Raw genomic sequence first — 19275 nt, 5'->3', positions numbered from 1 at the left:
GGCAAATACTGACGCACAGGCTCCATAACGCATCGCCCGCGCGGCGAGTTGACATGCAGCTTGCATCGTTCGGGTTTCCCCGGGGGCACGGGTTCCGCGCCCGCGCGACGCGCCGCCGGGACCTGCGTCAATCGTCCGACAAACCGGCTCTCGCGCCCGTCGCCCCGACGCTATACTGGCCACCTTCCGTCCCAACCGGACGCGGCCGGTCACGAGACCGCCGCCGTCGCAAGGCGCCCAAATTGCCCGATCACAATCTGGACAAACTGAAAATCGACCGGCGTCCGATCGCACCCGCGCCACGCCGGCGCCGGTGGGTCCGCTACGCGGTCGCCGCCGCGCTCGTCATCGTCGCGATCGTCGCCGCGCTGGCGCTCACCGGCCGGCCGACGGTCGACACGACCTCCGTCACGTCCGCCTACCCGTACCAGAACGACACCCAGCTCAACGCGACCGGCTACGTCGTGCCGCAGCGCAAGGCGGCGGTCGCGTCGAAGGGCCAGGGTCGCGTCGAGTGGCTCGGCGTGCTCGAGGGCACGCGCGTGAAGAAGGACGAGATCATCGCGCGGCTCGAAAGCCGCGACGTGCAGGCGTCGCTGGCACAGGCACGCGCGCAGGCGCAGGTCTCCCGTGCGAACCTCGGCGTCGCGCAGGCAGAACTGAAGGATGCGGAGATCGCGCTGCGCCGCACCGCCGCGCTCGCGCCGAAGGGCGCGGTGCCGGCCGCGCAGCTCGACATCGACACGGCCCGCGTGAACAAGGCACGCGCGTCGGTCAACAGCGACGAAGCCGCGATCGCGTCCGCCGAAGCCAATGCGCAGGCCGCGCAGGTCGCGGTCGACCAGACGGTGATCCGTGCGCCGTTCGACGGGATCGTGCTCGCGAAGCACGCGAACGTCGGCGACAACATCACGCCGTTCTCGTCCGCGTCGGACAGCAAGGGCGCGGTCGTGACGATCGCCGACATGGACACGCTCGAGGTCGAGGCCGACGTCGCCGAATCGAACATCGCGAAGATCCGCGCGGAGCAGCCGTGCGAGATCCAGCTCGACGCGCTGCCCGACATGCGCTTCGCGGGCCGCGTGTCGCGCATCGTGCCGACCGTCGACCGCTCGAAGGCGACCGTGCTGGTGAAGGTGCGTTTCGTCGACCGCGACGAGCGCGTGCTGCCCGACATGAGCGCGAAGATCGCGTTCCTGTCGAAGCCGGCGTCGCCGCAGGACCGGCAGCCGGTGACGGCCGTGCAGGCGAGCGCGGTGGTCGAGCGCGACGGCCGCCCGGTCGTGTTCGTCGTGAAGGACGACACGGTGCGTGCGACGGCGGTGACCCGAGGCGCGCGGATCGGCGAACTCGTCGCGATCCGCGGCGTGAAGCCCGGCGACACGGTCGTGCTCGCGCCAGGCGCGAAGCTGAAGGACGGCGCTAAAGTCGCCGTCGCGAAGAAGTAGCGTGGCGCGCGTGAACGACGCCTCGCCGCCCCTCGTCGAGATCAGCCACGTCGCGAAGTCGTACCGGCGCGGCAACCAGGTCGTGCCGGTACTGACCGACATCACGCTCGACATCGGCGCAGGCGACTTCGTCGCGCTGATGGGGCCGTCGGGTTCCGGCAAGAGCACGCTGCTCAATCTCGTCGCCGGCATCGACCGGCCCGACAGCGGCGAGCTGCGCGTGGGCGGCCTCGACATCTCGCGGCTCGAGGAAGCGCAACTGGCCGAATGGCGCGCGGCGAACGTCGGCTTCATCTTCCAGTTCTACAACTTGATGCCGGTGCTCACCGCATTCGAGAACGTCGAGCTGCCGCTGATGCTCACGCACCTGTCGCGCCGCGAACGGCGCGAGCGCGTCGAGCTGGTGCTCGACATGGTGAATCTCGGCGACCGGACCAGCCATTACCCGTCCGAGCTGTCGGGCGGCCAGCAGCAGCGCGTCGCGATCGCGCGCGCGCTGATCACCGACCCGCTGCTGATCGTCGCCGACGAGCCGACCGGCGACCTCGACCGCGCGTCGGCCACCGACGTGCTCGCGATGCTGCAGCGGATGAACGCGGAGCTCGGCAAGACGATCATCATGGTGACCCACGATGCGCACGCGGCTGCCGCCGCGCAGTCGCTCGTGCATCTGGAGAAAGGAGAGTTGATCGATGGGCACGCCGTCTGACGGACGGGAGCGCGCGCGATGATGGTGTTCAAGCTGATCGCGCGCAACGCGCTGCGGCACCGGCTGCGCACGCTGCTGACCGTGCTCGGGCTGACCATCGCGGTGCTGGCGTTCGGGCTGCTGCACACCGTCGTCGACGCGTGGTACGCGGGCGCGGCCGCCGCGTCGAGCGGCCGGCTCGTCACGCGCAACGCGATCTCGCTCGTGTTCCCGCTGCCGGTCAGCTACGAGAACCGGATCCGCGGCGTCGACGGCGTGACGGCCGTGGTCCGCTCGAACTGGTTCGGCGGCATCTACCGCGACCCGAAGAACTTCTTCGCGAGCTTCGCGGTGTCGGAAAACTACCTCGACCTGTATCCGGAATTCATCCTCCCGGCGCAGCAGCGCGCCGACTACGTCCGCGACCGCCGCGGCTGCCTGGTCGGGCGCCAGCTCGCGACGCAGTTCGGCTTCAAGGTCGGCGACGTGATTCCGCTGAAGGGCACGATCTATCCGGGCACGTGGGATTTCGTCGTGCGCGGCATTCTCGACGGCCGCGACGACTCGACGATCACGCGCCAGCTGGTGTTCCACTGGGACTACCTGAACGAGACGGTGCGCAAGCGCACGCCGAAGCAGGCCGACCAGGTCGGCGTGTTCGTGCTCGGCGTCGCGCACGCGGACGACGGCGCCGCGATCGCGCGCAACGTCGACGCGGTGTTCAGGAACTCGCTCGCCGAAACGCTGACCGAGACCGAACAGGCGTTCCAGCTCGGCTTCGTCGCGATGTCGAACCAGATCATCGCGGCGATCCGCGTCGTGTCGTACGTGGTGATCCTGATCATCATGGCCGTGATGGCGAACGCGATGGCGATGAGCGCGCGCGAACGCACCGCCGAATATGCGACGCTGAAGGCGCTCGGCTTCGGCCCCGGTTTTCTCGCGCTGCTCGTGTTCGGCGAATCGGTCGTGATCGCGGTGGCGGGCGGCGGGCTCGGGATGCTCGCGACGCCGCCGGCCGCGAGCCTCTTCAAGCAGGCCGCGGGCGGCATCTTTCCGGTGTTCAGGGTGTCGGACGGGACGATGGCGCTGCAGGCCGCGTGCTCGATCGCGGTCGGCTTCGCGGCCGCGCTGGTGCCGGCGTGGCAGGCGGCACGCGTGCGCGTGGTCGAAGGCCTGCGGGCGATCGGCTAGAGGCGCGCATCGATGGCCATTCCGCTCACCTACATCGCGCGCAACCTGTGGACCCGGCGGCTCACCACCGCGCTCACCGCGGGCGGGATGGCGCTGGTGATCTTCGTGTTCGCGACCGTGCAGATGCTCGACGCGGGGCTCACGCAGACGCTCGTGTCGACCGGCGAACCCGACAACGTCGTGGTGATCCGCAAGGGCGCGGAAACCGAGATCCAGAGCGCGATCGACCACCAGCAGGCCAACGCGCTCGAGATGCATCCGGCCGTCGCGCTCGGCCCCGACGGCCGGCCGCAGGTGTCGAAGGAAGCCGTCGTGCTGATCTCGCTCGTGAAGACGTCGACCGGCAAGCCGTCCAACGTCGTGATCCGCGGCGTGTCGCCGGCCGGCCTCGCGCTGCGGCCGCGCGTGAAGCTGGTCGCCGGCCGCACGTTCACGCCGGGCTCGTCGGAGATCGTCGTCGGCAGCGCGATCGCGAAAGGCTTCAGCGGCACGCAGCTCGGCGACCGCCTGCATTTCGCGCAGCGCGACTGGACCGTCGTCGGCATCTTCGACGCGGGCGGCAGCGGCTTCGATTCGGAGATCTGGGGCGACGTCGACCAGCTGATGCAGTCGTTCCGGCGCACCAGCTATTCGTCGATGGTGCTGCGCATCCCGAGCGCCGACGGTTTCGCGCGCTTCAAGGCCGACATCGACGTCGACCCGCGCCTCACCGACGAAGCGAAGCGCGAGCAGACGTTTTACGGCGACCAGTCGAAGGCGCTGTCGACCTTCATCAACATCCTCGGCATCACGCTGTCGACGATCTTCTCGATCGCCGCGATGATCGGCGCGATGATCACGATGTATGCATCGGTCGCGAACCGCACCGCCGAGATCGGTACGCTGCGCGCGCTCGGCTTCAAGCGCATGAACGTGCTTGCCGCGTTCATGCTGGAGGCGCTGCTGCTCGGCTTCGTCGGCGGCGTCGCGGGGCTCGCGTGCGCGTCGCTGATGGAGTTCGCGTCGTTCTCGACGACCAACTTCCAGACTTTCTCCGACCTGTCGTTCCGTTTCGTGCTGACGCCCGCGATCGTCGTGAAGACGCTGCTGTTCTCGCTCGTGATGGGGCTCGTCGGCGGGTTCCTGCCGGCGATGCGCGCCGCGCGGCTGAGCATCGTCGACGCGCTGCGCGCGCAGTGACGCGCGCGGCCGCTCACGCTGGGCGCTCGCTCGGCACCCACGCGCCGTGGAACCCGGCCGGCACGCGGCGCGGCAGGTGCACGGTCGCGACCGGCGCCGCGTCGATCGCGCGCGCATCGAGGATCACGACGTCGCTCGTATCCGTCGCCGCGCGGTAGACCACCACCAGCAGCCAGCCGTCGTCCTCGTCGGTGCCGCCCGGGCGCGGCACGAACACCGGCTCGCCATTCTGGTCGCCGGCCGGCACCGCGTAACGCGTCGTCGTGCCGCGCATGTGATCGAAGCGCATCACGCCGCGCATCTCGGTGTGGTTCGGCTGCTCGGCCGCATACAGGTAACGGTAGCGGCGCCCGGTCCGGCTTTCGTTGATGCGCGGCAGCTCGATGCCCCCATCGGCGAGCGGCCCCTCGTCGACCAGCCCGTTCGCGGTATCGATCACGTAGCGCCACAGTTCGCCGACCGGGTTGTCGGCGAACCGGCCGGTGCGCGCGTCGAGCCGCAGGAACCACGGATAGCGCACCGCATCGAGCACGATGCACGACGCATCGCAGTCGTACGCGTTCACCACGTGCTGGATGAAGCACGGCTCGATCCCGAACCAGCGCACGTCGCCGCCGTGGCGCGGCATCACGCCGATCCGCGCGTCGCGGTCGTCGTGCCAGCGCAGCGGCATCCGGTGCCCGTGCTTCAGCATCGCGAAGTCGTAACCCACGTTCAGGTCGAGCAGCAGGCTGCGGGTCTCGGTGATCGCGAGGTCGTGCATCATCGACGGCGCGCGCACGTCGACCGCGAGGTCGACGCGCTGCACGCCCTGCGCGTCCGCGACACCGTAGCGCAGCCACGGCGCGCGCCAGTCCGCGCGAAACAGGATCAGTTCGCCGGTCACCGGATCGACCTTCGGATGCGCGGTCATCGCGCCGCCGAACGCCGCGTGCCGCGCGGGCGCACCGAGCGTGTCGAGCGCGGCCGTGATCGCGAGCGGCGCGCCGCCTTCGGCCAGCGCGAGCAATTCGCCCGCGTGCTGCAGCACGTTCACGTTCGGATTCGTGTCGGGCAGATGCGGCGCCTGCTCCGGCGCGTGAACATCGGCCCAGCGGCGCGTGCGGGCCCAGCGGTTCCGGTAACCCGCGGCGCGGCCGCGTTCGAACGCGATCGCGTGCAGCATCGCCGCTTCCGGCCACCACGACAGCACGTCGTTGCCTTCGAAACGGCCGCCCGGCGGATTCGGGCCGTTGCGCAGCAGCGTGCCGTCGAGTTCGGGCGGGATCGTGCCGGTCACGCGCAGGTCGACGAGGTCGGCTTCGTCGGCGACCGGCGCGATCGCGCCGTGGTTCAGATCGAACGTCGTCATCGCGTCGTGTGCTCCTTCAGCAGTCTTCGGTCGACGGCGGCAGATCGCCGCGCGCCAGCGCGAGCGCATGGTCGCGCACGTCGTCCGGCCAGCCGGCGACCCACTCGGCCAGCCGCGCGAGGTCGTTCGCATACAGCGCGCGCGCGGCCTCCTCGAAACCGGGCAGGTCGCCCGCGATCGCGGACATGAAGTGATAGGCGCGCGCCTGCGCGTCGCGGCGCCGGTCGGCCGCCGCATGCGTGCGCCGCGCGTCCTCGACGAGCTTGCGCAGCGCGACGGACGCGCCGCCCGGCTGCGCGGCGAGCCACTCCCAGTGACGCGGCAGCAACGTGACCTCGCGCGAGACGACGCCGAGCTTCGGACGGCCGCGGCCGCGTTGTTCGCCCGCCCCGCCTCCCTGCGCGGCGGGCGCGGATGCATCGCCCGGCGCAGCCGCGTAACGCGCGCGGATATCGTCCGCCGTGCCGCGCAGGTCGAGGTCGATCGAGCGGCCGGTCGCGTCGTCGAAGATCACGATCGTGCCGGACATGGCGTCGCCGGCCGCCTGCCGGACCGCGACCGCCACCGTGGCGAGCGGGCCCGACGCGACGCGCCGGTGGCCGTCGAACGCCGTGTAGGAAGGGAGAAGTGTGGAGAGCGTCATCGTGGTCGCCCGTGGGCAGAAATCGGAATGACGCTATTTTTATCCGGGTATAAATTGAATGTCAATATCACCCGGGTAAAAATTTGCCGACGCCGTGCGCGCGTCGGGCGAGCGCGCTGTCCGGTCTTCAGGGCGTCGCTGCCGGCATCGCGGTCACGCGCGCGCTGGCGAGCGCATCGTCGAGCGACACATGCCCTTCGAAGGCCGACGACGCCGGTAGCGGCCGGTTTTCCTCGATCGCGTGAGCGAACTGCACGCCGGCGTCGTCGGCGAGCCGTGCGCGCAGCGCGGCGACGTGCGGAAACGCATCCTGCTCGAACACCGCGTGATAGTCGGCCCAGCGGGCGATTCCCGCGAAATACGCGTCGGCCAGCGTGCGTTGCGCGCCGAGCAGCCACGGACCGTCGCCGCGCTCGAGCAGCGCTTCGAGGTGACGGTGCGCCTTCAGCACCTTGCCGCGACCGTATGCCTGCAGCACGGCTTTCTCGGCGCCTTCGGCGCCGTGTTCGTACACGTACCAGAGCGCGCCGAACGCGCTGAAGAACGTCGTGTTCAACCACGCGAGCATACGGTTCAGACGGTCGAAATCCGCGCTGCCCTGGCGGAACGCGAGGCCGCTGTCGAGTGCCTGTGCGCCGACATGGCCGAGGATCGCGACGCTTTCGGTCAGCACGTCGCCGTTCGCGGTCACGAACGCCGGCGTCTCGGCGGCGGGGTTCAGCGCGAGGAACGCGTCGCTCGTCACGAGGCCCGGCATCGTGATGCGCGACAGCCGGTAAGGCCGGCCGGCCCATTCGAGCGCGACGATCGAGCCGAACGAGCAGCCGGCGGGAATGCCGTAGAGAAGGATCGGAGACATGGGGATTTCGCAGAAGTTGATCGAGCAATCATGCTCCCATGACGAACGATCGCGCAGTAGCCGCTAGAATCGAAACCCGTCGTTTCTCCTGGTGGACGCTGACAGTGAATCTGAACGATCTCTACCTCTTCGTACAGGCGGTCGACGCGGGCAGCATGTCGGCGGCCGCACGTCGGCTCGACCTGCCGAAATCGACGGTCAGCAAGCGCGTGGCCGAGCTCGAGCGCACGCTCGGCGCGCGGCTCGTGCATCGCACGTCGCGCAGCTTCCGGCTGACGCCGGTCGGCGCCGAATTCTTCGAGCATGCGCGCGCGGCGGTGATCGAGGCCGAAAGCGCGCGCGACGCCGTGCTGCGGCAGGCGGCCGAACCGGCCGGCGTCGTGCGGATCACGAGTTCGGTGCCGGTGGCGCAGCACATCCTCGCGCCATGCCTGCCGGCGCTGGCGATCGCGCACCCGAAGCTGCTGCTGCAGATTCACGCGAGCGACCGGCTCGTCGACATCGCGCAGGAAGGCTTCGACATCGCGGTTCGCAGTCATTTCGCGCCGCTCCCCGATTCCGCACTCGTGCAACGGCCGCTGGCCACGTCGTCGATCATCGCCGTCGCGTCGCCGGCGTATCTCGCGCGTGCCGGCACACCGGACGCGCCGGCCGACCTCGCGCGGCACGACGGGCTTCATCCAGGTCCTCAGCCATGGCGGCTGCTGCGCGCCGGCGACACCGTCGACGTCGCCCCGCGCATCCGGATGCAGGCGGACGAGTCGACGCTGCTGCTGCAGGCCGCGACGGCCGGCCTCGGGATCGCATGCCTGCCCGACTGGATCGCCGGCGCCGCGCTCGCGTCGGGCGCGCTCGTGCGCGTGCTGCCCGGCTGGCGGGCCGGCACCGTCACGACCACACTGCTGATGCCGCACCGGCGCGGCCAGTTGCCTGGCGTGCGCGCCGCGGTCGAGTTTCTCGCGGAACATGTCGCGGCCCACCACGGCGCCGGCCCGGACGACGCGCACGCGTGAACGGGCCTTCCGCCGAATCGCGCCCACAATTCGCGCCCGCCTCCAATCGATTCAATTCCTGAATCGATCAAGTCAGTAATTGGCATGAAAGCGCATATTTCGCCGTGACAGAATGATCCGGACGCCGCGCCCCCGGGCATCGGCGTCCAACTTCCGGCCACCGGCCGGCAACACCGCCACGAAAAAATGCGCGCACCCGACGCGCAGCCGCACGACGGCACCTTCCGCCCTTCGGAGGAGACACTGATGAATCCGCTTCACGCATTGCCGGCGTCCGCGTCGGCAACGGCCCGGCGCACCCGCGTGCGCTGGCTCGTGCTGACCGTGCTGTTCGCGGTCACGACGATCAACTACGCGGATCGCGCGGCGATCGCGATCGCGGGCCCGGCGCTGGCCCGCGCGCTGCACCTGAGCCACGTGCAGATGGGCTTCATCTTCTCGGCGTTCGGCTGGTCGTACGTGATCGCGCAACTGCCGGGCGGCTGGCTGCTCGACCGCTTCGGGTCGCGCATCGTCTATGCGTTCAGCATCTTCTTCTGGTCGCTGTTCACGCTGCTGCAGGGCGGCATCGGCTTCTTCGGCGGCGCGGCCGCGTTCGCGCTGCTGTTCGGATTGCGCTTCCTGGTCGGCGCGGCCGAGGCGCCGTCGTTCCCGGCCAACAGCCGGATCGTGTCCACCTGGTTCCCGGCCGCGGAGCGCGGCACCGCGTCGGCGATCTTCAATGCCGCGCAGTACGCGGCGACCGTCGTGTTCGCGCCGCTGATGGGCTGGCTCGTGCACGCGTACGGCTGGCAGTCGGTGTTCGCGGTGATGGGCGTGCTCGGCTTCGCGTTCGTGCTGGTGTGGAACCGCACGATGTACGACCCGAAGGCGCACCCGCGTATCAACGATGCGGAGCTCGACTACCTCGCCGAAGGCGGCGCGCTCGTCAACATCGACCAGGCGACCGGCGCGCGCGACGGCGGCCCGTCGATGCGTCACGTGAAGGCGCTGCTGGGGAACCGGATGCTCGTCGGCGTGTACGTCGCGCAGTACTGCATCAACGCGCTCACCTACTTCTTCATCACGTGGTTCCCCGTCTATCTCGTGCAGGCGCGCGGGATGTCGATCCTCAACGCGGGGCTCGTCGCGTCGATCCCCGCCGTGTGCGGCTTCCTCGGCGGGATTCTCGGCGGCATCGTGTCCGACGCGCTGCTCAAGCAGGGCCAGTCGCTGTCGGTCGCGCGCAAGGTGCCGATCGTGATCGGCATGCTGCTGTCGATGTCGATGATCGTCTGCAACTACACCGATTCGCACGTGGTGGTCGTGCTGTTCATGGCGCTGTCGTTCTTCGGCAAGGGGCTCGGCGCGCTCGGCTGGGCCGTCAACGCCGACACCGCGCCGCGCCAGATCGCCGGCCTGAGCGGCGCGCTGCTCAACACGTGCGGCAATCTTTCCAGCATCACCACGCCGATCGCGATCGGCTATATCGTCGACCGCAGCGGCTCGTTCAACGGCGCGCTGGTGTACGTCGTCGCGCACGCGCTGGTCGCCGTGATCTGCTACCTGTTCGTCGTCGGCGAGATCCGCCGCGTCGAGCTGAACTGAACGGCGCGGGCCGCGCCGGCGCATCCGGCGGCCCGTGCATCACCGGAACCAGGAGCGAACCGATGTCCGAATCCCGCTGTGCCGGCACGCCGCGCGTCACGCGCATGCAGGTGATCCCCGTCGCCGGCCGCGACAGCATGCTGCTGAACCTGTGCGGCGCGCACGCGCCGTATTTCACGCGCAACCTCGTGATCCTCGACGACAGCAGCGGCCACACGGGCGTCGGCGAAGTGCCCGGCGGCGAAGGCATCCGCCAGGCGCTCGAGCGGATGACCGGCCTCGTGGTCGGCCAGTCGATCGGGCGTTACCAGGCGACGCTCAACGCGGTGCGCGCGGCGTTGTCCGGCGCCGGTGCGACGGCCGGCCGGACGATCCGGCACGAGGTGACGTCGGCCGGCGAGGCGGCCGTGCTGCGCCAGCCGCACGAGATCAACCTGCGGCTCGACAACGTGATCACCGCGATCGAGGCCGCGCTGCTGGACCTGCTCGGCCAGCATCTCGACGTGCCGGTCGCGGCGCTGCTCGGCGAAGGCCAGCAGCGCGACGCGGTGCCGATGCTCGCGTACCTGTTCTACATCGGCGAGCGGCGCCGCACCGACCTGCCGTATCGCGACGAGACGCACGCCGCCGATCCGTGGTTCCGGCTGCGCAACGAAGCCGCGCTCACGCCGGCCGCGATCGCGCAGCAGGCCGAGGCCGCGGTCGAGCGCTACGGCTTCGCCGATTTCAAGCTGAAGGGCGGCGTGATGGCCGGCGCGGACGAGATGGAAGCGATCGCGGCGATCAAGGCGCGCTTTCCCGACGCGCGCGCGACGCTCGACCCGAACGGCGCGTGGTCGCTCGACGAAGCGGTCGCGCTGTGTCGCGGGCAAGGTCATCTGCTCGCGTACGCGGAGGATCCGTGCGGGCCGGAAGCCGGTTATTCGGGCCGCGAGGTGATGGCCGAGTTCCGGCGCGCGACCGGCATTCCGACCGCGACCAACATGATCGCGACCGACTGGCGGCAGATGGATCATGCGGTGCGGCTGCAGGCGGTCGACATCCCGCTCGCCGATCCGCACTTCTGGACGATGCAGGGCTCGGTGCGGCTCGCGCAGCTGAGCCGCGACTGGGGGCTCACGTGGGGTTCGCACTCGAACAACCACTTCGACGTGTCGCTGGCGATGTTCACGCATGCGGCCGCGGCGGCGCCCGGCACGATCACCGCGATCGACACGCACTGGATCTGGCAGGAAGGCGACGCGCGGCTCACGCGCGAGCCGCTCGAGATCGTCGGCGGCCAGGTGGCCGTGCCGGAGCGGCCGGGGCTCGGGATCGAGCTCGACATGGCGCAGGTCGAGGCCGCGCATGCGCTGTATCGCGAGGTCGGCGGCACGGCGCGCGACGATGCGATGGCGATGCGGTATCTGGTGCCGGGCTGGACGTACGATCCGAAGCGGCCGAGTTTCGGGCGGGGGTGACGGCGGCGGAGCGGGACACGCGGAAAAACAAAAGGGCCCGGTCTTGCGACCGGGCCCTTCGGAATCCGTTGGTGGAGCGGAGGAGGATCGAACTCCCGACCTTCGCATTGCGAACGCGACGCTCTCCCAGCTGAGCTACCGCCCCAACAGACAACCATCATACACATGCATTTCCGCGCTTGGCAATAGGGGTTCCGTCACCCCGGCGCGTCACTTCGACGGCGCGCCGGCCAGCACCCATTCGACCACGGCGCGCAGATCCGCGTCGCTCATGCGCGGGTGTGCCGGCATCGGAATCGCGCCCCACACGCCGGAGCCGCCGTCCTTCACCTTCTTCGACAGCTTCGCGACGGCCTGCGGATCGGACTTGTAGCGCGCGGCGATGTCCTTGAACGACGGACCGACGAGCTTGCGGTCCACTGCGTGGCAGCCCATGCAGGCATTGCCGCGCGCGACCTTCAGGCCGTCGCCGACGTCCGCATGCGCCGTGCCGAGCGCGCCGGCCGCGAGCGCGGCCGCCGCGGCGCCCTGCACCATCCATTGCTTCAACTTCATCTGCGTCGACTTCATTGCGGCGTGGCCTTCGGGTTACCCGGATGCACGCTCGACGAATTCGAGATCGGCGCCGGCGGTTGCAGCGGCGTGGACTGGACCGACGCATCGGGCACGGCACCGACCGTCGCGGCATCCGCGGGCGCGGCGGCGGGCTGCGCGCCGGATGCCCCGCTCGGCGACGCGGCCTGCAGTGCCTGCGCGTCCTGCGGCTGGATGTACTGGAACACCTTCACGACCTTCTCGACGCCCGGCACCTGGCTCGCCGCATCCGCGCCGCGATTGCCTTCGTCGACCGTCACGAGACCCAGCAGGTAGATGTTGCCGCGCTCGCTGACGACCTTGTAGTAGTTCGCCGACAGCCCCTTCGTCGCGATGAACTCGGACTTCACGCGTCCTTCGAGATACGAGTCGTTCGCGCGCGACGACAGCGACGATGCCGGCTCGACCGACAGCTCGTTGACGATGCCGTTCACGTTGTTGATGCCGCGCACGATTTCCTCGGCGCGCTGCTTCGATGCGTCGTTCGGCACTTCGCCCGTCAGCAGCACGCGGCGGTTGAACACCGTCACGTTCACGTGCGACTGGTCCGGCAGCCCGTTGTTGATCTGCGTGAGCGACTTGACCTGGATCTCGCGATCCTCGGTCTGCGCGCCGAGCGTGCGGCGATCGGTCGCGATCAGCGCGCCGCCGCCGGCCGCCGCACCCAGCACGCCGAGCACGCAACCCTGCAGCGACATCGCGAGGCCCGCCGTCAGCGCGGCGAGCAACGTGGTTCTGACGAGCGTCTGTTTGACGCGGCTTTGGTTCATCGACGGCTCTCCTTCGTTCAATCCTCACCCAGCAGCATCGCGTCGATGCCGTCGCACAGGCAGTGGATGGTCAGCAGATGGACTTCATGGACGCGCGCCGCGCGCGAGGCGGGCACGCTGATCGGAATATCGGTATCGGACAGCGCGGCCGCGACGGCTTGGCCGTCGCCACCCGTCAGCGCGACGACGGTCATCTCGCGCTCGTGCGCCTCGTCGATCGCGGCCAGCACGCGCGGCGACGCACCGCTCGCGTCGAGCACCAGCAGGATGTCGCCGGTCTGCCCGAGCACGCGCACCTGCTGCGCGAACAGCTGGTCGGCGGCGGATGCCCCCATGAGGCCGCCCTGCGACGCATCGGTGGCCAGCGCGATCGCGGGCAGGCCCGGACGCTCGCGCTCGAAGCCGCCGACGAGCGACACGGCGAGGTAGTGCGCGGCAGCGGCCGACGGGCCGTCGCCGCACGCGACGATCTTGTTGCCGTTCGCCAGCGCGGCGAACATCGCATCGACCGCGGCTGCGATCGGCAGCGACAGCGCGTCGGCCGCTTCGGCGTGTAGCGCGGCGCTGTCACGGAAATGTTGCTGAATACGTTCGACTGACATCGATTCCTGGTGAACTGGGCGCGTGGGCACACCGCGCGCAACGTCATGGGTGCGGCGAGTTTACCGCACTCCGGCACCCTCTCCGGGGGTATGACGAGAACTCTTTACATCTCGTCACAGCTCGCGGCTACGCATCGTCGGCACGAAATGCATCGCGCAGCCACTCGAGCCGGCCGGCCTCGAACGCGACGACGTCGAAACGGCACGCGGCACCCGCGCCATGCCGTACCCAGAAATGAAGCGCGGCCGCAACCAGACGCCGCCGCTTGCGCCAGCCGATGCTCGCGGCCGCGCCGCCGTGCCGCGTGCTGCGCCGCGCGCGCACCTCGACGAACACGAGCGTGCCGTCGGGCGTGCGCATCACGAGGTCGAGTTCGCCGCCGCGCATCGTCACGTTCGCCGCGACGAACGCGAGACCGCGGCGCTCCAGGAACTGCCGCGCGCGCTGCTCGAACGTCGCGCCGACCGACCTGGATCGCGCCGCGCCGGAAAAGTTGCCGCCGCCGGGCGGCAAACCGCGCTCGCCGCCCGGCGCGGCCGGCGCCGCGTGGCACAATGCCGTCCTTGTTCCGCTTGCGCCGCGATTGCGCGCATTGCCTGCCATGACTGCCCTCCTCGAACTCGCGCAAACACAGCACTACCCGGACGCCGCGCTCTACGTGGTCGCGACGCCGATCGGCAACACCGCCGACATCACGCTGCGCGCGCTGCACGTGCTCGGCCTCGCCGACCGCATCGCGGCCGAAGACACGCGCAACACGGGCCAGCTGCTGGCCCGCTACGGGATCTCGAAGCCGCTCGTCGCCGTGCACGAGCACAACGAACGCGAAGCCGCGCTGCGCGTGATCGAGCTGCTGCGCGCCGGCGAACGCGTCGCGTACGTGTCGGACGCCGGCACGCCCGGCATTTCGGACCCGGGCGCGCGGCTCGTCGACGCCGTGCGCGCGGCCGGCTTCGCGGTGATTCCGCTGCCGGGCGCGAGCGCGGCCGTGACCGCGCTCAGCGTGGCGGGCGACTGGGCCGGCACGTTCACGTTCGCGGGCTTCCTGCCGCCGAAGGCGAAGCAGCGTGCGAGCGCGCTGCAGGCGCTCGTGCAGCACCCGTACGCGCTGGTGTTCTACGAAGCGCCGCACCGGATCGCGGACACCGTCGCCGCCCTCGCCGACGTGTTCGGCCCCGCGCGCCGGCTGCTGATTGCGCGCGAGCTCACCAAGCTACACGAGCAGCTGTTCCAGGGCACCCTGGCCGAAGGACAGAGCTGGCTCGACGGCGATGCGAACCGGCAGCGCGGCGAGTTCGTGCTGGTCGTGGAAGGCGCGCCGGCCGACGGCGGCGAAGCCGACGACACCGCGCACGACGCGCTGCTCAAGCTGCTGCTGGAAGAAGTGCCGGTGAAGAGCGCGGCGAAGCTCGCGGCCGCGCTGACGGGCGCGTCGCGCAACGCGCTGTATGCGCGCGCGCTGGTGCTGAAGGAAGGCTGACGCGCGAGCACGGACAGCCTCTGCCTCCCGGCACGCGGAAATGCAAAAGGGCTGCCCGAAGGCAGCCCTTTTGCGTAGGCGGACGAACCGCCGCGTTACCTCGCCGAGACCGACGCCAACATTTCGTCGCGTGCCTCGCGCGCTTCCTGCGGCGACAGCCCTTCGATCTTCACGCGGCCCGTGCCGGCGTGCACGAGGCCGATCATCCGGGCAGCGGCATACGACAGGTCGAGCACGCGGCCGCGCTTGTACGGCCCGCGATCGTTGACCTTCACGACGACCCACTTGCCGGTCGACGCGTTCGTCACCCTGATGTACGACGACAGCGGCAGCGTGCGGTGCGCGGCGGTCAGCGCGTTCATGTTGAAGCGCTCGCCGTTCGCGGTGCGGCGGCCGTGGAAATCCCGGCCATACCACGATGCCCGGCCCGTCTGGCGGAAGTCGGACACATCCTTGCCGTCGATCGGCTCGGCGTCCGCCAGCGACGACTTCTTCGCGTCCTTGCTGTCGGCAGCCGGCATCGATGCCAGCGCGGAATCGAAATTCAGTTGCTGCTTGTCGTCATCCGCTTTCGCGGCCGCGGCCGTCTTGTTGGCCGCGTTCTTCTGGTTGTCGCTGCCGGTGGTCTGGCTGGGTGGCACCGCACAGCCCGTCAGCGCAAAAAATAAAGCAATGGTCCCGAATCGAGTCGGAAATCGAAAATTCATCGACGTGTCGCCTTCTGGTTCGGGCCGCACCAGTACAACGCTGCTCAACAACGCAGATATGCGGCCCGGACGGCAAATGCGTGCACGCCCCGCTCGGCTACGCGAGCAGGCGGCTAGCATGGGCGCGGCTTTCGTTTCTGCCGCAACCGTCCTGATTAGTTTTCACGTCTGGCGCAACCTGTCCCCGGCAGCCTGACCAGACCCCACATGCCGCCATCGAACATGGCTTTCAGGTTCGCGCGCGTCGCGTACAGCCAACGCACAGGAACGGCGGCACAGGCCTCATCCGGCGGCGCGGCAGCAGGGCCGCAGACGGGCGCGCAGCACCCGGCCGGACAAGACGTGAGCACCGAATGCTCGGTGCTGGATACACCGCCGGACTCCCCGGCGGTCGATGCTTGACGGTGAATCCGACACCCCGTTTAACGGGGTCGAAACACCAGCGAATTGCGTGAAATTCACGCGCAATGGGGCGCATTATACATAAACCAAAAGCCTGTCTCGAAAAGGCCCCCGTCCGGACCATTGATTCTCGCTATGGCTGTAACAATCGGGATGCTCCGGGATTGCCCGCACGAGCGGCGTCCGACACCGCACCGCAGGGCCGGCATGCCGCGCGCGCGACCGGTACAATCGCTCCTTTTAGCCGCCGCGGTGCCTCCATGAAAGTCACGCTCATTCCGGTCACGCCGTTCCAGCAGAACTGCTCGCTGCTCGTCTGCGAAAAGACCGGCCGCGCCGCCGTCGTCGATCCGGGCGGCGATCTCGAACGGATCGAACAGGAGATCGCGCGGCAGAACGTGCAGGTCGAGAAGGTGCTGCTCACGCACGGCCACGTCGATCACTGCGCGGGCGCGAAGGCACTCGCGACGCACTACGGCGTGCCGATCGTGGGACCGCAGGAAGACGAGCGCTTCTGGATCGAGCAACTGCCGATGCAGAGCCAGCGCTTCGGCTTCCCGGCCGCCGAAACGTTCGAGCCGGACCACTGGCTGAACGACGGCGACACCGTGCAGTTCGGCGACGAAACGCTCGAGGTCTATCACTGCCCCGGCCACACGCCCGGCCACGTCGTGTTCTTCAGCCGCGCGCATCGCGTCGCGATCGTCGGCGACGTGCTGTTCGCCGGCTCGATCGGCCGCACCGATTTCCCGCGCGGCAACCACGCGGACCTCGTGCGCTCGATCAAGGAGAAGCTGTGGCCGCTCGGCGACGACGTCACGTTCGTGCCGGGCCACGGCCCGGTGTCGACCTTCGGCGACGAGCGCCGCACGAATCCGTTCGTGTCCGACAAGGTGTTCGGATGAACCAGACCGCCATCCCCGAAATCTACGTCAGCACCGACGTCGAGGCCGACGGGCCGATTCCCGGCCCGCACTCGATGCTGAGCTTCGCGTCGGCTGCCTATACGGAGGACAAGCAGCTGATCGCGACGTTCTCCGCGAACCTCGAGACGCTGCCCGGCGCGCAGGCCCATCCGGTGCAGGAAGCGTGGTGGAAGACGGAGCCGCAAGCGTGGGCCGCGTGCCGGCGCGACCTGCAGGCGCCGGCGGCCGCGCTCGTCGCGTACGTCGAATGGGTCGAGGCGCTGCCCGGCAAGCCGGTGTTCGTCGCGATGCCGGCCGGCTTCGATTTCACGTTCATGTTCTGGTACATGATGCACTTCGCCGGACGCTGCCCGTTCTCGTGGTCGGCGCTCGACATCAAGACGCTCGCGTTCGCGATGACGGGCCTGCCGTACCGCAAGGCGATCAAGCCGCGCTTTCCGAAGCACTGGTTCGACGATCATCCGCACACGCACGTCGCGCTCGACGATGCGATCGAGCAAGGCGCGCTGTTCTGCAACATGCTCGCCGACCTGCGCCGCCAGCAAGCCGCGCTCGCGGGCCTCGCGGTGGCCGACACCGATCGGTCGGAACAGGCGGGAGCGGGACAAAACCCAACGGATCCGCGGGCAAATTAGCGAATCTCGCTCAACGGCGCGCCGCCAGATTGCCTTTCCTTTCCCGGGCCTCTAACATTCAGCGTGTTGTAGCTGCCGCATGGAGGCGCAGGTGACGCTCGATTCCTTTTCGCAAAAAATCCTTCGCCTGTTGCAGCTCGACGCGCGCCGTTCCGTGCAGGAAATCTCCGACCAGGTCGGCCTGTCGAGTACGCCGTGCTGGCGCCGCATCAAGGACATGGAACAGTCCGGCGTGATCCAGCGCTACACCGCGCTGCTCGATCGCGAGAAGCTCGGCCTGCACGTCTGTGCGCTCGCGCACGTGCACCTGACCCGCCACAACGAAGGCGGCGTCGAACAGTTCGAGCGCGAGATCGCGACCTGCCCGGAAGTCACCGAGTGCTACAGCACGACGGGCGAAGCCGATTACATCCTCAAGATCGTCGCCCCCGACATCAAGGCCTACGACGTCTTCCTGCACGAACGGATCTTCAAGATCCCGGCCGTGTCGCAGGTGCGCACGAGCGTCGTGCTGCGCGAAATCAAGTTCGACACGCAACTGCCGCTGTAACGCGCGGCCCGCGGTCGCGGGCGCCGCTCACGCCTGCGCCGGCAGCCCGCGCGTGAAGCCGATCCGGCGCGCGCCGAACTGGCGCTTCAGCGCGTCGACATCGAGCCGGCCGGCCAGTGCCGCGTCGGTGTCGCCCGCGCCGGCGTCGAGCGTCACGTCGATCTCGAGCCCCGTACTCAGGTAGTGCAGGTTGATCGCGGCCGGATGCAGCCCGCGCTGCGCGAGCGCGGCCTCGAGCCGCGCCGCGATCTCGGCGCGCGGCGGCAGCGCGAGCGCCGGACGGCGCGCCACATCGTTCTCGGGGTCGACGTGGATCAGCGCGTCGAGCACGCGCGGGTCGCGCAGCACGCGCGCTCGTGCGGTTTCCGCGATGTAATGCCCTTCGGAGACGGAGATCATCGGATCGACGAGGATGTGCGCGTCGACGAGCGCCGCATCGCCCATCTTGCGCGTGCGCAGGTCGTGCACGTCGCGCACGCCCGGCGTCGCGGCGAGCAGCGCGCGGATCTCGGCCGTGTCGGTGGTGTCGAGTGCGCGATCCGACAGGTCCTGCAGCGCGTCATAGCCGAACGTCCAGCCCATGCGCGCGACCATGAAGCCGACGATCGCGGCGGCGATCGGGTCGAGCAGCCGCACGCCGGCGAGACTGCCGACGATACCGATCGCGACGACGAGCGACGATGCGGCGTCCGAGCGCGCATGCCATGCGTTCGCGACGAGCATCGCCGAACGCACGCGCCGCGCCTCGCGCAGCATGTAGCGGAACAGCGCCTCTTTCGACACGAGCACCGTGAGCGCGACGATCAGCGCGGAAAAATGGACAGCCGGAATGTTTTCGAGATTCACGAGACGGTTGCCGGCGCGCCAGAGCATGCCGATGCCGACCGCGATCAGGATCGCGCCGAGAAACAGCGACGCGACGGTCTCGTAGCGGCTATGTCCGTAATTGTGATCGGCATCCGGCGATGCGCCACTATGGCGATTCGCAACCAGTACGACAAAATCCGAGATCAAATCGGAAATCGAATGGATACCATCGGCAATCAATGCCTGCGAATGCGCAACCACGCCGACGACGATCTGAAACGTCGCAAGCACCACATTCAGCACGATACTGACGAGGGTGCTCTTGCGCGCGACCGCGTGCTTATCTGCGCTTTGTGCGTCGTCGGAAAACGTGGACATG

The 19275-nt window shown here is 69.2% G+C and carries 20 protein-coding genes and 1 tRNA gene; 11 read left to right on the top strand and 10 right to left on the bottom strand.

All coding sequences use genetic code 11. From position 1 onward, the window contains the following. Positions 1-242: 242 nt before the first annotated feature. Genes PL79_RS11455 through PL79_RS11440 form a run of 4 tightly spaced genes read left to right on the top strand, consistent with a single transcriptional unit; the run spans position 243 to position 4509 of the window. Positions 243-1448 (top strand): efflux RND transporter periplasmic adaptor subunit, encoded by a 1206-nt coding sequence (locus PL79_RS11455; RefSeq protein ID WP_044846340.1) that lies wholly within the window; start codon positions 243-245, stop codon positions 1446-1448. A gap of 10 nt (positions 1449-1458) precedes the next feature. Continuing rightward, positions 1459-2157 carry an ABC transporter ATP-binding protein gene (locus PL79_RS11450; RefSeq protein ID WP_044846379.1) on the top strand — a complete coding sequence of 233 codons (699 nt, stop codon included), beginning with the start codon at positions 1459-1461 and terminating at the stop codon, positions 2155-2157. A gap of 18 nt (positions 2158-2175) precedes the next feature. Then, positions 2176-3330, top strand: a complete 1155-nt coding sequence (locus tag PL79_RS11445) for an ABC transporter permease (protein ID WP_044846341.1) — start codon at positions 2176-2178, stop codon at positions 3328-3330. A gap of 12 nt (positions 3331-3342) precedes the next feature. After that, positions 3343-4509 (top strand): ABC transporter permease, encoded by a 1167-nt coding sequence (locus PL79_RS11440; protein WP_044846342.1) that lies wholly within the window; start codon positions 3343-3345, stop codon positions 4507-4509. Positions 4510-4522: 13 nt separating this feature from the next. Here the strand turns inward: PL79_RS11440 and PL79_RS11435 are convergent, their stop codons facing one another. From PL79_RS11435 to PL79_RS11425, 3 genes are all read right to left on the bottom strand, one after another. Then, complete coding sequence (locus PL79_RS11435) at positions 4523-5860, bottom strand: carotenoid oxygenase family protein (RefSeq protein WP_044846343.1); 1338 nt, start codon at positions 5858-5860, stop codon at positions 4523-4525. A gap of 16 nt (positions 5861-5876) precedes the next feature. Further along, positions 5877-6503 (bottom strand): DUF2239 family protein, encoded by a 627-nt coding sequence (locus tag PL79_RS11430; RefSeq protein WP_044846344.1) that lies wholly within the window; start codon positions 6501-6503, stop codon positions 5877-5879. Between the two features lie 127 nt (positions 6504-6630). After that, positions 6631-7362, bottom strand: coding sequence for a glutathione S-transferase family protein (locus PL79_RS11425; protein WP_044846345.1), 732 nt, complete (start codon positions 7360-7362; stop codon positions 6631-6633). A gap of 38 nt (positions 7363-7400) precedes the next feature. Between PL79_RS11425 and PL79_RS11420 the strand changes: the two genes are divergently transcribed. The 3 genes from PL79_RS11420 to PL79_RS11410 all read left to right on the top strand — a co-directional run bounded on the left by PL79_RS11420 (position 7401) and on the right by PL79_RS11410 (position 11422). After that, on the top strand, positions 7401-8375 hold the full coding sequence (locus PL79_RS11420; protein WP_044846346.1) for a LysR substrate-binding domain-containing protein: 975 nt from the start codon (positions 7401-7403) through the stop codon (positions 8373-8375). Positions 8376-8621: 246 nt separating this feature from the next. Then, the gene (locus tag PL79_RS11415) at positions 8622-9962 is read left to right on the top strand and encodes an MFS transporter (protein ID WP_044846380.1); all 1341 of its coding nucleotides are present in this window, start codon (positions 8622-8624) and stop codon (positions 9960-9962) included. Between the two features lie 62 nt (positions 9963-10024). Beyond that, positions 10025-11422, top strand: coding sequence for an enolase C-terminal domain-like protein (locus PL79_RS11410; RefSeq protein WP_044846347.1), 1398 nt, complete (start codon positions 10025-10027; stop codon positions 11420-11422). 69 nt (positions 11423-11491) lie between these two features. Here PL79_RS11410 and PL79_RS11405 read toward each other — a convergent pair. From PL79_RS11405 to PL79_RS11385, 5 genes are all read right to left on the bottom strand, one after another. Continuing rightward, a tRNA-Ala gene (locus tag PL79_RS11405) sits at positions 11492-11567 on the bottom strand. Positions 11568-11632: 65 nt separating this feature from the next. After that, the gene (locus PL79_RS11400) at positions 11633-11992 is read right to left on the bottom strand and encodes a c-type cytochrome (protein ID WP_044846348.1); all 360 of its coding nucleotides are present in this window, start codon (positions 11990-11992) and stop codon (positions 11633-11635) included. Further along, positions 11989-12786: a BON domain-containing protein gene (locus PL79_RS11395; RefSeq protein ID WP_044846349.1), complete on the bottom strand. Its 798-nt coding sequence runs from the start codon at positions 12784-12786 to the stop codon at positions 11989-11991. The genes PL79_RS11400 and PL79_RS11395 overlap by 4 nt, the downstream gene beginning before the upstream one ends. A 17-nt stretch (positions 12787-12803) precedes the next feature. After that, a complete protein-coding gene (locus PL79_RS11390; RefSeq protein ID WP_044846350.1) occupies positions 12804-13388 on the bottom strand; it encodes an SIS domain-containing protein in 585 nt (194 codons plus the stop codon). A gap of 127 nt (positions 13389-13515) precedes the next feature. After that, on the bottom strand, positions 13516-13944 hold the full coding sequence (locus tag PL79_RS11385; protein ID WP_193759843.1) for a YraN family protein: 429 nt from the start codon (positions 13942-13944) through the stop codon (positions 13516-13518). 46 nt (positions 13945-13990) lie between these two features. On the opposite strand from PL79_RS11385, the gene rsmI reads away from it, so the two are divergent. Continuing rightward, entirely contained in the window at positions 13991-14869 is an 879-nt protein-coding gene (rsmI, locus tag PL79_RS11380; protein ID WP_044846352.1) for a 16S rRNA (cytidine(1402)-2'-O)-methyltransferase, read from the top strand. A 95-nt stretch (positions 14870-14964) separates the two neighbouring features. On the opposite strand, the gene PL79_RS11375 is transcribed toward rsmI, so the two are convergent. Beyond that, positions 14965-15576, bottom strand: coding sequence for a septal ring lytic transglycosylase RlpA family protein (locus PL79_RS11375; protein WP_044846353.1), 612 nt, complete (start codon positions 15574-15576; stop codon positions 14965-14967). 662 nt (positions 15577-16238) lie between these two features. On the opposite strand from PL79_RS11375, the gene PL79_RS11370 reads away from it, so the two are divergent. The 3 genes from PL79_RS11370 to PL79_RS11360 all read left to right on the top strand — a co-directional run bounded on the left by PL79_RS11370 (position 16239) and on the right by PL79_RS11360 (position 18089). After that, a complete protein-coding gene (locus tag PL79_RS11370; RefSeq protein WP_044846354.1) occupies positions 16239-16883 on the top strand; it encodes an MBL fold metallo-hydrolase in 645 nt (214 codons plus the stop codon). Continuing rightward, the gene (locus PL79_RS11365; RefSeq protein ID WP_044846355.1) at positions 16880-17539 is read left to right on the top strand and encodes an exonuclease; all 660 of its coding nucleotides are present in this window, start codon (positions 16880-16882) and stop codon (positions 17537-17539) included. Before PL79_RS11370 ends, PL79_RS11365 begins: the two co-directional genes overlap by 4 nt. A gap of 79 nt (positions 17540-17618) precedes the next feature. Next, positions 17619-18089: an Lrp/AsnC family transcriptional regulator gene (locus PL79_RS11360; protein ID WP_006477376.1), complete on the top strand. Its 471-nt coding sequence runs from the start codon at positions 17619-17621 to the stop codon at positions 18087-18089. A gap of 27 nt (positions 18090-18116) precedes the next feature. Here the strand turns inward: PL79_RS11360 and PL79_RS11355 are convergent, their stop codons facing one another. Beyond that, positions 18117-19274, bottom strand: a complete 1158-nt coding sequence (locus PL79_RS11355) for a cation diffusion facilitator family transporter (protein ID WP_044846356.1) — start codon at positions 19272-19274, stop codon at positions 18117-18119. Position 19275: the final 1 nt, after the last annotated feature.

This window comes from Burkholderia sp. USMB20 (genome assembly GCF_000949135.2).
Taxonomy (GTDB): domain Bacteria; phylum Pseudomonadota; class Gammaproteobacteria; order Burkholderiales; family Burkholderiaceae; genus Burkholderia.
This window is presented reverse-complemented; position numbering and strand designations above follow the sequence as displayed.

Coding starts and splice junctions, on each gene's coding strand:
- PL79_RS11390 (WP_044846350.1), bottom strand. CDS start 13,388: ATGTCAGTCGAACGTATTCAGCAACATTTCCGTGACAGCGCCGCGCTA.
- PL79_RS11420 (WP_044846346.1), top strand. CDS start 7,401: ATGACGAACGATCGCGCAGTAGCCGCTAGAATCGAAACCCGTCGTTTC.
- PL79_RS11445 (WP_044846341.1), top strand. CDS start 2,176: ATGATGGTGTTCAAGCTGATCGCGCGCAACGCGCTGCGGCACCGGCTG.
- PL79_RS11425 (WP_044846345.1), bottom strand. CDS start 7,362: ATGTCTCCGATCCTTCTCTACGGCATTCCCGCCGGCTGCTCGTTCGGC.
- PL79_RS11375 (WP_044846353.1), bottom strand. CDS start 15,576: ATGAATTTTCGATTTCCGACTCGATTCGGGACCATTGCTTTATTTTTT.
- PL79_RS11435 (WP_044846343.1), bottom strand. CDS start 5,860: ATGACGACGTTCGATCTGAACCACGGCGCGATCGCGCCGGTCGCCGAC.
- rsmI (WP_044846352.1), top strand. CDS start 13,991: ATGACTGCCCTCCTCGAACTCGCGCAAACACAGCACTACCCGGACGCC.
- PL79_RS11365 (WP_044846355.1), top strand. CDS start 16,880: ATGAACCAGACCGCCATCCCCGAAATCTACGTCAGCACCGACGTCGAG.
- PL79_RS11440 (WP_044846342.1), top strand. CDS start 3,343: ATGGCCATTCCGCTCACCTACATCGCGCGCAACCTGTGGACCCGGCGG.
- PL79_RS11360 (WP_006477376.1), top strand. CDS start 17,619: ATGGAGGCGCAGGTGACGCTCGATTCCTTTTCGCAAAAAATCCTTCGC.
- PL79_RS11400 (WP_044846348.1), bottom strand. CDS start 11,992: ATGAAGTCGACGCAGATGAAGTTGAAGCAATGGATGGTGCAGGGCGCC.
- PL79_RS11410 (WP_044846347.1), top strand. CDS start 10,025: ATGTCCGAATCCCGCTGTGCCGGCACGCCGCGCGTCACGCGCATGCAG.
- PL79_RS11370 (WP_044846354.1), top strand. CDS start 16,239: ATGAAAGTCACGCTCATTCCGGTCACGCCGTTCCAGCAGAACTGCTCG.
- PL79_RS11395 (WP_044846349.1), bottom strand. CDS start 12,786: ATGAACCAAAGCCGCGTCAAACAGACGCTCGTCAGAACCACGTTGCTC.
- PL79_RS11355 (WP_044846356.1), bottom strand. CDS start 19,274: ATGTCCACGTTTTCCGACGACGCACAAAGCGCAGATAAGCACGCGGTC.
- PL79_RS11415 (WP_044846380.1), top strand. CDS start 8,622: ATGAATCCGCTTCACGCATTGCCGGCGTCCGCGTCGGCAACGGCCCGG.
- PL79_RS11430 (WP_044846344.1), bottom strand. CDS start 6,503: ATGACGCTCTCCACACTTCTCCCTTCCTACACGGCGTTCGACGGCCAC.